This is a genomic window from Pseudomonas sp. AN-1 (assembly GCF_034057115.1).
In the GTDB taxonomy this organism is placed as follows: domain Bacteria; phylum Pseudomonadota; class Gammaproteobacteria; order Pseudomonadales; family Pseudomonadaceae; genus Geopseudomonas.
The window spans coordinates 4,551,813-4,564,993 of record NZ_CP139195.1; the positions used below are offsets into that span (position 1 = coordinate 4,551,813).

At 70.9% G+C, this 13,181-nt stretch carries 13 protein-coding genes; 6 read left to right on the top strand and 7 right to left on the bottom strand.

Annotation, left to right across the window (positions count from 1 at the left end):
* Nucleotides 1-18: 18 nt before the first annotated feature.
* The 3 genes from minE to minC are packed head-to-tail and all read right to left on the bottom strand — an operon-like array spanning nucleotide 19 to nucleotide 1,910.
* Nucleotides 19-273 carry a cell division topological specificity factor MinE gene (gene minE / locus SK095_RS21410; RefSeq protein ID WP_136490831.1) on the bottom strand — a complete coding sequence of 85 codons (255 nt, stop codon included), beginning with the start codon at nucleotides 271-273 and terminating at the stop codon, nucleotides 19-21.
* Nucleotides 270-1,085 (bottom strand): septum site-determining protein MinD, encoded by an 816-nt coding sequence (gene minD, locus SK095_RS21415; RefSeq protein WP_136490832.1) that lies wholly within the window; start codon nucleotides 1,083-1,085, stop codon nucleotides 270-272. Before minD ends, minE begins: the two co-directional genes overlap by 4 nt.
* Nucleotides 1,086-1,139: 54 nt before the next feature.
* Nucleotides 1,140-1,910 carry a septum site-determining protein MinC gene (gene minC, locus SK095_RS21420; protein WP_320547443.1) on the bottom strand — a complete coding sequence of 257 codons (771 nt, stop codon included), beginning with the start codon at nucleotides 1,908-1,910 and terminating at the stop codon, nucleotides 1,140-1,142.
* Between the two features lie 132 nt (nucleotides 1,911-2,042).
* Between minC and SK095_RS21425 the strand changes: the two genes are divergently transcribed.
* Both SK095_RS21425 and SK095_RS21430 read left to right on the top strand, forming a co-directional pair.
* Nucleotides 2,043-2,975 carry a lipid A biosynthesis lauroyl acyltransferase gene (locus tag SK095_RS21425; protein ID WP_320547444.1) on the top strand — a complete coding sequence of 311 codons (933 nt, stop codon included), beginning with the start codon at nucleotides 2,043-2,045 and terminating at the stop codon, nucleotides 2,973-2,975.
* Nucleotides 2,976-2,977: 2 nt separating this feature from the next.
* Nucleotides 2,978-4,195 carry a patatin-like phospholipase family protein gene (locus SK095_RS21430; protein ID WP_320547445.1) on the top strand — a complete coding sequence of 406 codons (1,218 nt, stop codon included), beginning with the start codon at nucleotides 2,978-2,980 and terminating at the stop codon, nucleotides 4,193-4,195.
* 7 nt (nucleotides 4,196-4,202) lie between these two features.
* On the opposite strand, the gene SK095_RS21435 is transcribed toward SK095_RS21430, so the two are convergent.
* From SK095_RS21435 to SK095_RS21450, 4 genes are all read right to left on the bottom strand, one after another.
* Nucleotides 4,203-5,063, bottom strand: a complete 861-nt coding sequence (locus SK095_RS21435; RefSeq protein ID WP_320547446.1) for a pirin family protein — start codon at nucleotides 5,061-5,063, stop codon at nucleotides 4,203-4,205.
* 106 nt (nucleotides 5,064-5,169) lie between these two features.
* Nucleotides 5,170-5,928: a VacJ family lipoprotein gene (locus SK095_RS21440; protein ID WP_414153899.1), complete on the bottom strand. Its 759-nt coding sequence runs from the start codon at nucleotides 5,926-5,928 to the stop codon at nucleotides 5,170-5,172.
* Between the two features lie 13 nt (nucleotides 5,929-5,941).
* Nucleotides 5,942-7,237: a serine/threonine protein kinase gene (locus tag SK095_RS21445; RefSeq protein WP_320547447.1), complete on the bottom strand. Its 1,296-nt coding sequence runs from the start codon at nucleotides 7,235-7,237 to the stop codon at nucleotides 5,942-5,944.
* 237 nt (nucleotides 7,238-7,474) lie between these two features.
* Entirely contained in the window at nucleotides 7,475-7,819 is a 345-nt protein-coding gene (locus tag SK095_RS21450) for a pilin assembly protein (protein WP_320547448.1), read from the bottom strand.
* 117 nt (nucleotides 7,820-7,936) lie between these two features.
* Between SK095_RS21450 and ppc the strand changes: the two genes are divergently transcribed.
* The 4 genes from ppc to SK095_RS21470 all read left to right on the top strand — a co-directional run bounded on the left by ppc (nucleotide 7,937) and on the right by SK095_RS21470 (nucleotide 13,014).
* Nucleotides 7,937-10,576, top strand: a complete 2,640-nt coding sequence (ppc, locus tag SK095_RS21455; RefSeq protein WP_320547449.1) for a phosphoenolpyruvate carboxylase — start codon at nucleotides 7,937-7,939, stop codon at nucleotides 10,574-10,576.
* Between the two features lie 166 nt (nucleotides 10,577-10,742).
* A complete protein-coding gene (adk, locus tag SK095_RS21460) occupies nucleotides 10,743-11,390 on the top strand; it encodes an adenylate kinase (protein WP_136490901.1) in 648 nt (215 codons plus the stop codon).
* 89 nt (nucleotides 11,391-11,479) lie between these two features.
* Complete coding sequence (gene tsaB / locus SK095_RS21465; RefSeq protein ID WP_320547450.1) at nucleotides 11,480-12,154, top strand: tRNA (adenosine(37)-N6)-threonylcarbamoyltransferase complex dimerization subunit type 1 TsaB; 675 nt, start codon at nucleotides 11,480-11,482, stop codon at nucleotides 12,152-12,154.
* Between the two features lie 5 nt (nucleotides 12,155-12,159).
* Complete coding sequence (locus tag SK095_RS21470; protein WP_320547451.1) at nucleotides 12,160-13,014, top strand: DUF72 domain-containing protein; 855 nt, start codon at nucleotides 12,160-12,162, stop codon at nucleotides 13,012-13,014.
* Nucleotides 13,015-13,181 lie beyond the last annotated feature (167 nt).

The window sequence follows — 13,181 nt, forward strand, 5'->3', positions numbered from 1 at the left end:
TGGTTCACCCGGCGCGGATCAGCGCTCGGGCAGGGTGATGTTGAGCTCGAGGATCGAGCAGGTGCCCTGGTTTTCCAGCGCCACCTGCACCTGGTCCTGGTCGATGTGCACGTACTTGCGGATCACCGCGATCAACTCCTCCTGCAGGGCCGGCAGATAGTCGGGCTGGCCGCGGTTCCCGCGCTCGTGGGCGACGATGATCTGCAGGCGTTCCTTGGCGATCGAAGCAGAACTGGGTTTCTTGCGCGAGAGGAGGAAGTCGAAGAGGCTCATTCACGACCTCCGAACAGACGTTGCAGGAATCCCTTCTTCTGCACTTCGAGGAAGCGGTGCGGGACGTCCTTGCCCAGCAGACGGTCGACCGCGTCGCCATAGGCCTGGCCGGCATCGCTCTGCTCGTCGAGGATCACCGGCACGCCCTGGTTGGAGGCCTTGAGCACCGCCTGGGATTCGGGGATCACGCCGATCAGGCCGATGGAGAGGATCTCCTCGACGTCGTCGACGCTGAGCATCTCGCCCTTGGCCACGCGCTCGGGGTTGTAGCGGGTCAGCAGCAGGTGTTCCTTGATCGGCTCCTCGCCCTTCTCGGCGCGCTGCGACTTGCTCGCCAGCAGGCCGAGGATGCGGTCGGAGTCGCGCACCGACGAGACCTCCGGGTTGGTCACCACGATGGCGGTGTCGGCGAAGTACATCGCCATGTGCGCGCCCGTCTCGATGCCGGCGGGGGAGTCGCAGAGGATGTACTCGAAGTCCTTCTTCAGCTCTTCCATGACCCGCTCCACGCCCTCCTTGGTCAGCGCTTCCTTGTCGCGGGTCTGGCTGGCGGCCAGCACGTAGAGGTTGTCCAGGCGCTTGTCCTTGATCAGGGCCTGGCCGAGGGTCGCCTCCTTGTGGATCACGTTGACGAAGTCGTACACCACGCGGCGTTCGCAGCCCATGATCAGGTCGAGATTGCGCAGGCCGACATCGAAGTCGACGATCACGGTCTTGTGACCGCGCAGGGCGAGGCCGGTGCCGATGGCGGCGCTGGACGTGGTCTTGCCGACGCCACCCTTGCCGGAAGTGACAACTATGATTTTGGCCAAGGTGATTACCCCAGATGAAAAGGTTCAGGTCCCTGAATTTGGCGGCAGTATCCGTTAAAGGCGGGTGATGTTCAACACATCTCCCGACAGGCTGACGTGTACCGGTTTGCCCCATTGCGGACTGCGTCGCAGGTCCTCGGCGACCTTGTAGCGGCCGGCGATGGACAGCAGTTCGGCGGTCAGTTGCTGGCAGAAGATGCGCGCCTCCGTATTGCCCTTGGCGCCTGCCAGAACCCGCCCGCGCAGCGGACCGTACACATGGATATTGCCGTCGGCGATAAGTTCCGCCCCCGGGCTGACCGCCGACAGCACGACCAGGTCGCCGCCCTCGGCATAGACCTGCTGGCCGCCGCGCACTGGGCGGGTGATTACCAGGGTCGGACGCACCTCGGGCTCGCTGGGGGCCGGCTCTGCCGCGGGTTCCGCGGCCGGTTCGGCGGCAGGCGCTGCGGGCTCGGCCGCGGCGGGCTCGCTCGGCGGCCGCTCGCGACCGGCGGCGGGTGGCAGCAGCGGCAGGCCGAGGGCCTCGGCGGCGGCGAGGTCGCCGGGGCGGCTGGCGCGCACGCCGAGGGCCACCAGGCCGTGGCGCTGGCAGATGTCGAGCAGGGCGCCGAGGTCGAGCTCGCCGTCCTCGGCGGGCAGCTGCTCGAGGCCGAGCACCACCGGCGCGGCGGTGAAGAAGTTGGGCGCCTGGGCGACCTTGTCGGCCAGCTGCCGATCGAGGCGCGCCAGGTCGTTGCGGGCCAGCTCCAGCACGGTGACGGCGAGCAGGTTGCCCTTGAGCCGGAACACGGGTTCTTGGGGGGTCGGATCAGCTTGAGTCATGTCGATGGCTGTCTGGGAGATGGCGGGAGCTTATAACGACAAGCCCATGGGGTCGCAAGTTGCACGCATGGCTGATTCGCCAAGGCGTGACGGGGTAGAATGTCGGGCTCGTTTGCCCGACTGGATGTGCTGATGGATCGTCCCCGCTTTCGTGCCGCCTTTCTTCATCCGCGCTTCTGGCCGCTGTGGTTCGGGCTGGGGCTGCTGTGGCTGGTGGTGCAGCTGCCCTATGCGGTCCTGCTGCGCCTCGGGCGCGGCCTCGGCGCGCTGATGCTGCTGGGCGCCGGGTCGCGCCGGCGCATCGCCGCGCGCAACCTCGAGCTGTGCTTCCCCGGGCTGTCCGCCGCCGAGCGCGCCCGCCTGCTGCGCGACAACTTCGCCTCCAGCGGCATCGCCTTCTTCGAGATGGCGATGAGCTGGTGGTGGCCGCGCGCGCGTCTGGCGCGCCTGGCCCACGTCGAGGGCCTGGAACACCTGCAGGCCGCCCAGCGCGAGGGGCAGGGGGTGATCCTGATGTCGCTGCACTTCACCACCCTGGAGATCGGCGCCGCGCTGCTCGGCCAGCGCCACACCATCGACGGCATGTACCGCGAGCACAAGAACCCGGTGTTCGACTACGTCCAGCGCCGCGGCCGCGAGCGCCACAACCCGGACGCCAGCGCCATCGAGCGCGAGGACGTGCGCGCCATGCTCAAGGTGCTGCGCGCCGGGCGCGCCATCTGGTACGCGCCGGACCAGGACTACGGGCGCAAGCAGAGCATCTTCGTGCCGCTGTTCGGCATCCCTGCCGCCACCGTCACCGCCACCACGAAATTCGCCCGCCTGGGCAAGGCGCGGGTGGTGCCCTTCACCCAGCAGCGCCTGGCCGACGGCTCCGGCTACCGCCTGGTGGTGCACCCGCCGCTGGCCGACTTCCCCGGCGACAGCGAGGAAGCCGACTGCCTGCGCATCAACCAGTGGATCGAGCAGGCGGTGCGCGCCTGCCCCGAGCAGTACCTGTGGGCCCATCGGCGCTTCAAGACGCGCCCGGAGGGAGCGCCCAAGCTCTACGGCCGGGAGGACTGAGCGTGGCCGACGGCAGCGCCGGCCAGGCGGCGGGCGACACCGCGCTGATCCTCTCCGGCGGCGGCGCGCGCGCCGCCTACCAGGTCGGCGTGCTCGGCGCGCTCCGCGACCTGCTCGACGATGACGCCGGCAATCCGTTCCCGGTGATCGTCGGCACCTCGGCCGGCGCCATCAATGCCGCGGCGCTGGCCAGCGCCGCGCCGCACCTGCGCGCCGGCATCGCCCGGCTGACCCGCATCTGGCGCGGCTTCAGCACCGGGAGCATCTACCGCAGCGATCTGCCCGGCGTGGTCCGCCAGGCGGCCTGCTTCGTGGGCAACAGCCTGCTCGGCCTCGGCCGCGACGTGCCGGTGGCGCTGCTCGACAACCGGCCGCTGGCTCGCCTGCTGCAGGAGGAGATTGACCTCGCCGGCATTCGCCGCGCGCTGACCGGCGGCCACCTGCGCGCGCTGGCGGTGACCGCTTTCGGCTACGGCAGCGGGCAGGCGGTGACCTTCTATGAGGCCGCCGAGCCGATCGCCCCCTGGCACCGCCACCGGCGCATCGGTGTGGCGGCGCAGCTCGACCATGCCCATCTGCTGGCCAGCGCGGCGATCCCGCTGCTGTTTCCGCCGGTGCGGATCGGCGCCGAATTCTTTGGCGACGGCGCGGTGCGCCAGACCGCGCCGATCAGCCCGGCGCTGCACCTGGGGGCGCGGCGGGTGCTGGTGATCGGCGTCAGCGGCAATCCGCTGGGCGGCAGTCCGCTGGGCGGCAACCTTTTGCCCGGCTCGCCCGGCGGAACGCCACGGCCGCCGGCGGACTGTCCGCCGAGCCTCGCGCAGATGGGCGGCCACCTGCTCAACAGCACCTTCATCGACAACCTGGAGGCTGACATCGAGCTGCTCGAGCGCCTCAATCAGCTCAGCCGCCTGCTGCCGGCGGAGCAGCGCGGCCCGCGCCTGCAGCCGGTGGAGGTGCTGGTGGTGGCGCCGAGCCGGCCGCTCGACGAGATCGCCGCGCGCCACCGCGGCCAGCTGCCGCGCGCGCTGCGGCTGTTCCTCCACGGCCCCGGGGCGACCCGCGCCAGCGGCGCCGCGGTGCTCAGCTACCTGCTGTTCGAGTCCGGCTACTGCAGCGAGCTGATCGAACTGGGCTACCGGGACGCCATGGCCCGCCGTGCCGAGCTGCAGGCCTTCCTCGGCCTGGCGGTGCGGCGCGCCGAGCTGGTGGCGGGCTGAGGCGCGATCAGCCGAAGCGGCCGCTGCGATAGTCGGCCAGCGCCTGCTCGATCTGCTCGCGGCTGTTCATCACGAAGGGGCCGTACTGCACGATCGGCTCGCCGAGCGGCTTGCCGGCGATCAGCAGGGCGCGCGCACCGTTGGCGCTGGTCAGGTGCAGGCTGTCGCCGTCGGTGAGGCGTGCCAGCTGGCCGGCCTGGATGCTCCGGTCGCGCTGGCCGCGCACGGTCAGCTCGCCGGCGAACACGTGCAGCAGCACGTTGTGGCCGCGCGGCAGTTCGGGCATCAGGCAGGCGCCGGCGGGAAAGTCCAGCTGGTACAGCTGCGGCTCGGTGTGCGGGCGCTGCACGGCGCCGGCCTGCTCCTGCTCGCCCTCCCTGAAGCGCCCGGCGATCACCCGCACGCCGACGCCGCGCGCGCTGGTCAGCTGCGGGATCTCCTCCGGCGCGAAGTCGCGGTAGCTCGCCGGGCCCAGCTTGTCGGCGGCCGGCAGGTTCAGCCACAGCTGGAAGCCGAACAGGCGGCCCTGCTCCTGCTCGGGCATCTCGCTGTGCACGATGCCGCCTGCGGCGGTCATCCACTGTACGCCGCCGGGCACCAGCAGGCCGCGGTTGCCGAGGTGGTCCTCGTGGCGCATGCGTCCCTCGAGCATCAGGGTCACTGTCTCGAAGCCGCGGTGCGGGTGCGCCGGGAAGCCGCCGAGGTAGTCGCGGGCATCCACGGAGTCGAAGGCGTCCAGCATCAGGAACGGATCGAAGCGCTCCAGGCCGGGGCCGCCGATGAGGCGGGTCAGGCGCACGCCGTCGCCGTCGCTGGTAGCGCGGCCCTGGTGCAGGTCGAGGACGTCGCGGTAGTGGGGATAGCTCATGGCGGACTCCTTGCGTCGGGACATGCCGCCATTCTGGTTCAATCCGCCGGATGGATGGGTGCTGTTTTTGCACCCAATCCATCGATCTGCTCGATGGGTCTGCGCTTCACTCGCGGATCTGCAGGCGCCGCGCCTCGGTGTAGACGTAGCGCACCTTTTCGTACTCGAACGGCGAGTTGAGCTGGCCGTAGCGGAATTCGTTGATGTGGCGGCGGTCGATGGCCATCAGCCCGTAGTAGGGGGTGGCCTGTTCGGTCAGGCCGGCCGCTGCGGCGGGATTGGCCGCGCCGCCGACCACGGCAGTGTCGAACAGCAGGCCGCCGGTGTCGCGCAGGTTGGACGGGCCGAGCAGCGGCAGCACCAGGTAGGGGCCTTCCTCGGCGCCCCAGTAGCCGAGGGTCTGGCCGAAGTCCTCGCTGCGCCGCTCCAGGCCCATGCGCGTGGCCGGGTCCCACAGGCCGCCGACGCCGAGGGTGGTGTTGAACAGCAGGCGCGCGGTGGTGGTCATGGCGTCGCGGCCCTGCAGCTGCAGCAGGTGGTTGGCCAGGCTGGGGATCTCGCCGAGGTTGGCGAAGAAGTGGCTGACGCCGCTGCGCACCAGGCGCGGGGTGACCAGGCGGTAGCCGTTGACCGCCGGCAGGTAGACCCACTCGTCGAAGCGCTGATTGAAGTGGTAGACGCGGCGGTTCCACTCCTCCCAGGGGTCGTTGTTGACCAGCGCCACCAGGGTGGCGCGCTCGAACTCGCGCTGGTCCAGGCGCGGGTTGAACTTCAGGCGCTCCAGCGGCTGGGTGAAGCCATCGGCGTCGGCGGGCTGCCCGGCCAGGGCGCCGGCGCTGGCGGCGAGCAGCAGGGTCGGCAGCAGGCGGCGCAGGGATTCAGTCACGGAAGAACTCCAGCATGGCCTGGGTGTTGACCCGGTAGTTCATGTTGCCGCAGTGCCCGCCGCGCGGGAACAGGGTCAGGCGCGCGCCGAGGGTGCGGCGCAGGAAACCGAGGTCGCCGGGGCCGAGGATCAGGTCGTCGCGGTTGTGGAACACGGCGATCTTGTCGCTGCCGGCCAGGTAGCCCTGCAGCGAATAGAGGCTGACCTGGTCGATCAGCTGCAGCAGGCTGTTGCCGTCGCCTTGGGCGCGCCAGTAGGGCAGCAGCTGCTCGCGGATGTAGCACTCGAAGTCGCAGAGCAGGGCGCGCTTGAAGAAGGGCGTCAGGCTGGTGCCCTCGTCCATCGGGTAGGTCGGCGGCAGGACCACGCCGCGGCGGTTGATCAGGTCCGAGGTGAAGGCGATGTCGGCGGCGGCGAAGCGGAAGGCGGCGCCGATCAGCATGGCCATTTCCTCGTCGGAGAGGCGCTGCCTCGACTGCTGGAAGTCGTAGAGCATGGCCGCGTCGATCTCCACCGCGCCGCGCTCCTCGAAGTAGCGCGCCAGCTTGCCGAGCACCAGGTCGTAGAAGGTGCGGGTGCTGTCGATGCCGCGCACCTCGGTCTGCACCAGGCGGTCGAGGTTGCTCACCGAGGTGTACAGGTTGACCGGCGGGTTGATCAGCAGCACGCGGCGGAAGTTGAACGCCTGGCGCTCTTCGTCGAGCCGGCTGACGAAGGCGGCGTGCAGGCCGCCGAGGCTGTAGCCGGTCAGGTACCAGTCGGTCACCGGCAGGTCCCGCTGCTGCTCGCGGATCCTCTCCATCACCCGGTACAGGTCGATGGCGTCGCGGTCGGAGATGCCCGGCGTGGCGTGGCGCGAGGCGGCGGCCATGAAGTCGTAGCTGGTCGGCGAGGACAGCTGCACCACGTGGTAGCCCGCGCCGTAGTACAGGCGCTTGAGTTCCTCGGTCTTGCCGTTGGCGTAGTGCGCGCCGGTGCCGGAAATGATGAACACCAGCGGTGCCGGGCCGGCCTGGCGGGCCAGGCGGTAGCGCAGCTTCTTCACCGCCCAGAAGTTGTCCGGCAGCTCGCGGCGTGGCCGCAGGCGCAGGCTGTAGTCGGCCTGGTCGATGTCGGCGAGCTCGGGCAGGGCGGGGCGCAGCTCCGGCGGGGTGGTGGCGATGGTCGCCTCGAAGGGATTGGTCAGGGGGAAGCCGTAGGCCTCGCCGGCGATCTCGTTGACGGCCGCCTGGGCGCCGCCGAGCCAGAGCGCGGCGAGCAGCAACAGCAGGTGGGAAACTCGGGGCATTCGGCAACCTTCCGCCTTGGGCGGGTCGGGGCTAGGACAGGGTCAGACTCGTGGGCGGGCCGCGAGTTGCGCCGGATCGACCGGCGGGCGCGGCATCCGCTCGCCGGCCCGCAAGCGGCGCCGGGGCATTTTCCCAGAAAAGCAGGCGAAATGGCGGGCACGACCTTTGGCCGGAGCGGAGAAGTCCGTTCCGGCGACAATCCCGTTTCGGGACTGTTGCTGGCAACCGTGGGACGGTCAGAAGTCGTTGTCGTCGTCCTGCTTTCTCAGTACCTCCAGATGCTTGCGCGCCAGGGCCAGGAAGCGCGGCGTCAGGCCGATGTCCTCGTACAGCGGATCGCCCTGTTCGTCGGTGGCCACCACCCGGGTGCCCTTCACGTAGGGAAAGCTTTCCTCCAGCTCCTGCAGCGCGGCGCCGACCAGATCGCCGAGCAGTTCCTCGGCGTGGCGCCTCGGGTACATCTCGCTGAGCGCCGCCAGGCGGGCCGCCGACTCCAGGTCGAGCGGAATGCTGTAGGTGGTCTTGCTCAGCCGGCCCTTGGCGCTGAGTTCCCAGTCGTTGACCAGATCGCGGATCTTCATGCCTGCCTCCCGGCCTGCGCGGACTGCCCGTCACGGGGGTGTAGTGATAAAAAGCCTAGACTGCAGTTGAGGCTCCTGCCGCACGGGGCGGCACTGGCGAGGACGGAGGAGGCGGGCATGGCGGAGATCGATCCACGGCTGCGCGAGGACGTCCACCTGCTGGGCGAGCTGCTCGGCCACACCTTCCGGGCCGAGCGCGGCGCGGACTTCCTGGCCAAGATCGAGCGCATCCGCCAGGGCGCCAAGGCGGCGCGCCGCGGCTCGGCCGAGGGCGCGCGCCAGCTCGGCGAGACCCTCGACGCCCTCGCCGAGGACGAGCTGCTGCCGGTGGCGCGGGCCTTCAACCAGTTCCTCAACCTGGCCAACATCGCCGAGCAGTACCACCGCATCCGCCGCCGGCGGGCGGACGAGGCGCCGCCCTTCGAGGAGCGCGTGCTCGGCGAGCTGCTCGGCCGCCTGCAGGCCGCCGGCCATGCGCCGCAGAGCCTGGCCCGGCAGATCGCCGCGCTGGACATCGAGCTGGTGCTCACCGCCCACCCCACCGAGGTGGCGCGGCGCACGCTGATCCAGAAGTACGACGACATCGCCGCCTGCCTGGCCGCGCGCGACCACGCCGACCTGGCGCCACGCGAGCAGGCGCGGGTGCGCCGCGAGCTGTGCCGGCTGTTGGCCGAGGTCTGGCATACCGAGGAGATCCGCCGCAGCAAGCCGACCCCGCTGGACGAGGCCAAGTGGGGCCTGGCGGTGGTCGAGCACTCGCTGTGGCGGGCGCTGCCGGAGTTCCTGCGCGGCGTCGACGAGCTGCTCGGCGCCTGCTGCAATGCGCGCCTGCCGCTGGACGCCACGCCGGTGCGCTTCGCCTCGTGGATGGGCGGCGACCGCGACGGCAACCCCAACGTCACCGCCGCGGTCACCGCCGAGGTGCTGCTGCTGGCGCGGCGGCTGGCCGCCGAGCTGCACCTGCGCGACCTCGAACGGCTGATCACCGACCTGTCCATGCATCAGGCCAGCCCGGCGCTGCGCGCGCGGGTCGGCGAGGCGCCCGAGCCCTACCGCGCGCTGCTGCGCCAGCTGCGCACGCGGCTGTTCGCCACCCGCGACTGGGCCGTCGCCGCCCTGGAGAGCCCCGGCCTGGCGCCGGGCCCGCTGGTGCTGCAGGACATCGGCGAGCTGCTCGAGCCGCTGCTGCTCTGCCACGACTCGCTGAGCGCCTGCGGCATGGGTGCCATCGCCGACGGCCCGCTGCTCGACAGCCTGCGCCGTGCCCACTGCTTCGGTCTGTGCCTGGTGCGCCTGGACATCCGCCAGGACGCCGGCCGCCACCGTGCTGCCCTCGACGAGATCACCACCTACCTGGGCCTCGGCCGCTATGCCGAGTGGGACGAGGCGCAGCGTCTCGACTTCCTGCAGCGCGAACTGGCCAGCCCGCGCCCGCTGCTGCCGGCCGACCACCGGCCTGCGGCCGACACTGCCGAGGTGCTGGCCACCTGCAGGGTGGTGGCCCAGGCGCCGGCGGCGGCGCTGGGCTCCTACGTGATCTCCATGGCCGGCGCCGCCAGCGATGTGCTGGCGGTGCAGCTGCTGCTCAAGGAAGCCGGGCTGCGCCGGCCGATCCGCGTGGTGCCGCTGTTCGAGACCCTGGCCGACCTGGAGCACGCCGGCGCGGTGATCGACAGCCTGCTGGCGCTGCCGACCTACCGCGAGCGCCTGGCCGGGCCGCAGGAGGTGATGATCGGCTATTCCGACTCGGCCAAGGACGCCGGCACCGTGGCGGCGGCCTGGGCCCAGTACCGCGCCCAGGAGGCGCTGGTCGCGGTGTGCGCGCGTCACGGCGTCGAGCTGCTGCTGTTCCACGGCCGCGGCGGCACCGTCGGCCGCGGCGGCGGTCCGGCCCACGCGGCCATCCTCTCGCAGCCGCCGGGCTCGGTGGCCGGGCGTTTCCGCGTCACCGAGCAGGGTGAGGTGATCCGCTTCAAGTTCGGCCTGCCGCGGCTGGCCGAGCAGAACCTCAACCTTTATCTGGCCGCCGTGCTGGAGGCCACCCTGCTGCCGCCGCCGGCGCCCACGGCCGAGTGGCGGGCGCTGATGGAGCGCCTGGCCGCCGACGGCGTGGCGGCCTACCGCGCGGTGGTGCGTGAGCATCCGCAGTTCGTCGACTACTTCGCCCAGGCCACCCCCGAGCAGGAGCTCGGCCGCCTGCCGCTGGGCAGCCGCCCGGCGCGCCGGCGCAGCGGCGGGGTGGAGAGCCTGCGGGCGATCCCGTGGATCTTCGCCTGGACCCAGACGCGGCTGATGCTGCCGGCCTGGCTGGGCTGGGAGACCGCGCTGGCCGCGGCGGTGGCGCGCGGCGAGGCGGCGCTGCTGCAGCAGATGCGCGAACACTGGCCGTTCTTCCGCACGCGCATCGACATGCTGGAGATGGTGCTGGTCAAGGCCGACGCTGGCATCGCCCGGCTGTACGACGAGCGCCTGGTGAGCGACGAGCTGCGTCCGCTGGGCGAGCAACTGCGCGACCTGTTGTCGCAGGCTGAGCGCATGGTGCTGGCGCTGACCGGCCAGGCGCAGCTGCTCGGCAGTGACCCTGTGCTGCGCGAGTCGATCAGCGTGCGCGACACCTACCTCGATCCGCTGCACCTGCTTCAGGTCGAGCTTCTCGCCCGCTCGCGGCGCCTCGCCGAGCATGGCGAAACACCGCTGGAACGGGCCCTGCTGGTCAGCGTCGCGGGCATCGCCGCCGGCTTGCGCAACACCGGGTGAAACGATCAATACTAGGACAGCCGGCATCTTGTGTCCGGCTGGCCGGCTGTGTATTTTGGTCTGCTTTTTCGCCGCCCCATTTCATGCTAGGGGCGAAGACAAGAATTTCGAGATTGGCCCCGCGAGGCGAATCCAGGGTTTTCTACATCCTTTCAGGAGCAATACGATGCGTGTGATTCTGCTGGGGGCACCGGGTGCCGGCAAAGGTACTCAGGCTCGCTTCATCACCGAGAAGTTCGGCATTCCGCAGATCTCCACCGGCGACATGCTGCGTGCCGCGATCAAGGCCGAGAGCCCGCTGGGCCTGCAGGTCAAGGACGTGATGGCCAGCGGTGGCCTGGTCTCCGACGAGATCATCATCGGCCTGATCAAGGAGCGCATCGCCGCTGCCGACTGCGTCAACGGCTTCCTGTTCGACGGCTTCCCGCGCACCATCCCGCAGGCCGAAGCCCTGCGCGACGCCGGTGTGGACATCGACCACGTGCTGGAGATCGCCGTGGAAGACCAGGAGATCATCAGCCGCATGTCCGGTCGCCGCGTGCACCCGGCCTCCGGCCGCACCTACCACCTGCAGTACAACCCGCCGAAGGTGGCTGGCAAGGACGACGAGACCGGCGAGGACCTGATCCAGCGCGAGGACGACCAGGAAGAGACCGTGCGCAAGCGCCTGGACGTGTACCACGCCCAGACCCTGCCGCTGGTCGGCTTCTACCAGGACCTGGCGCAGACCGCCGGCAAGCCGAAGTACTCGCGCGTCGAGGGTGTCGGCAGCGTCGAAGAGATCACCGCCAAGGTGCTCGCCGCGCTGAGCTGATCGCTCGCCTGCTGTGCCAAGCGGCCCGCCCTGTGCGGGCCGTTTGCATTTACAATGCCCGCCCGTTTGCCATCACACCGGATACCGTCATGACCACCCTGCTGGCCCTGGATACCGCCACCGAAGCCTGTTCCGTCGCCCTGCTGCACGAGGGCCGCGTGCTCAGCCGCTACGAGGTGATCCCGCGCCTGCATGCCCAGCGCGTGCTGCCGATGGTCCAGGAGGTGCTGGCCGAGGCCGGCATCGCCCTGGCGGCGGTCGACGCCATCGCCTTCGGCCGCGGCCCGGGCGCCTTCACCGGCGTGCGCATCGCCGTCGGCGTGGTCCAGGGCCTGGCCTTCGCCCTCGACCGGCCGGTGCTGCCGGTCTCCAACCTCGCCGTGCTCGCCCAGCGCGCCCACCGCGAGCAGGGCGCGAGCCGGGTGGCGGCCGCCATCGACGCGCGCATGGACGAGGTCTACTGGGGCTGCTACCAGCTGGAGGGCGGCGAGATGCGCCTGGCCGGCGTCGAAGCGGTGTTGCCGCCGGAGCAGGCCGCCCTGCCGCGCGGCACCGACGGCGAGTGGTTCGGCGCCGGCACCGGCTGGGGCTATGCGGCGCGCATCCCGCTGGCGGTCAGCGCCATGGATGCCGGCCTGCTGCCGCACGCCGAGGATCTGCTGCAGCTGGCGACCTTCGCCTGGGCGCGCGGCGAGGCCGTGCCGGCCGAGCAGGCCCAGCCGGTCTACCTGCGCGACAACGTGGCCACGCCGAAAAAGGGCTGAGGCCCGTGCTGCCGTACTTCCTCGGCTGTCCGTCGTGGAACGAGCCGGCCTGGCGCGGTGGCCTGTATCCGGCCGGCAGCGCCAGCCGCGACTTCCTCGCCGCCTACTGCCGGGTGTTCAATACGGTGGAAGGCAACACCACCTTCTACGCCCGGCCCGCCGCTGCCACCCTGGCGCGCTGGGCGCAGACCATGCCGGAAGGCTTCCGCTTCTGTGCCAAGCTGCCGCGCGACATCAGCCACGAGGGTGACCTGCGCGCCAATCTCGCCGCCGCCGGCGACTTTCTCGAGCTGCTGGCGCCGCTGGGCGCGCGGGTCGCACCGCTGTGGCTGCAGCTGCCGGCCAGCTTCGGCCCGCCGCGGCTCGCCGAACTGGCCGCCTTCATCGACGGACTGGCCGCGCCGCATGGCCTGGCGGTCGAGGTGCGCCACCCGGCGTTCTTCGCCCGCGGCGACGAGGAGAAGGCGCTCAACCGCCTGCTGCTGGAGCGCGGCGTGGAGCGCATCGGCCTCGACTCGCGCGCGCTGTTCAGCTGCACCGAGCGCAGTCCGGCGGTGCTCCATGCGCAGAGCAAGAAACCGCGCGTGCCGCCGCGCCCGGCGGCCTTCACCCGCCAGCCGCAGGTGCGCTTCATCGGCCATCCCGATCTCGCAGCCAACGACGCCTTCCTCGCCCCCTGGCTGGACAAGGTCGCCGCCTGGATCGAGGAAGGCCGCGCGCCGCACGTCTACCTGCACACCCCCGACAACCACCGCGCGCCCGAGCTGGCGCGGCGCTTCCATGCGCAGCTGATGGCGCGCCTGCCCGGCCTGCCGGCGCTGGCCGAGAGCAGCAGCGGCGAACAGCTCGGTCTCTTGTAGGGGCGAATTCATTCGCCCGACGGGGCCGTGCCGGCGAATGAATTCGCCCCTACAGGTCAGCCGGTCAGCCGTGCCAACTCGATCGAGTGGATGGTGGCGCCTCCCCGATCACTAGCGCATTCCCGCGTCCATCGCCTGCCCGGCTCTTTCGCGCTACCCTCGCCGCA

Excerpts from the sequence above, each read along its gene's own strand:
- SK095_RS21445 (WP_320547447.1), bottom strand. The coding sequence starts at position 7,237 with ATGCCCCGAGTTTCCCACCTGCTGTTGCTGCTCGCCGCGCTCTGGCTC.
- SK095_RS21425 (WP_320547444.1), top strand. The coding sequence starts at position 2,043 with ATGGATCGTCCCCGCTTTCGTGCCGCCTTTCTTCATCCGCGCTTCTGG.
- adk (WP_136490901.1), top strand. The coding sequence starts at position 10,743 with ATGCGTGTGATTCTGCTGGGGGCACCGGGTGCCGGCAAAGGTACTCAG.
- minE (WP_136490831.1), bottom strand. The coding sequence starts at position 273 with ATGAGCCTCTTCGACTTCCTCCTCTCGCGCAAGAAACCCAGTTCTGCT.
- minC (WP_320547443.1), bottom strand. The coding sequence starts at position 1,910 with ATGACTCAAGCTGATCCGACCCCCCAAGAACCCGTGTTCCGGCTCAAG.
- SK095_RS21450 (WP_320547448.1), bottom strand. The coding sequence starts at position 7,819 with ATGAAGATCCGCGATCTGGTCAACGACTGGGAACTCAGCGCCAAGGGC.
- ppc (WP_320547449.1), top strand. The coding sequence starts at position 7,937 with ATGGCGGAGATCGATCCACGGCTGCGCGAGGACGTCCACCTGCTGGGC.
- tsaB (WP_320547450.1), top strand. The coding sequence starts at position 11,480 with ATGACCACCCTGCTGGCCCTGGATACCGCCACCGAAGCCTGTTCCGTC.
- SK095_RS21435 (WP_320547446.1), bottom strand. The coding sequence starts at position 5,063 with ATGAGCTATCCCCACTACCGCGACGTCCTCGACCTGCACCAGGGCCGC.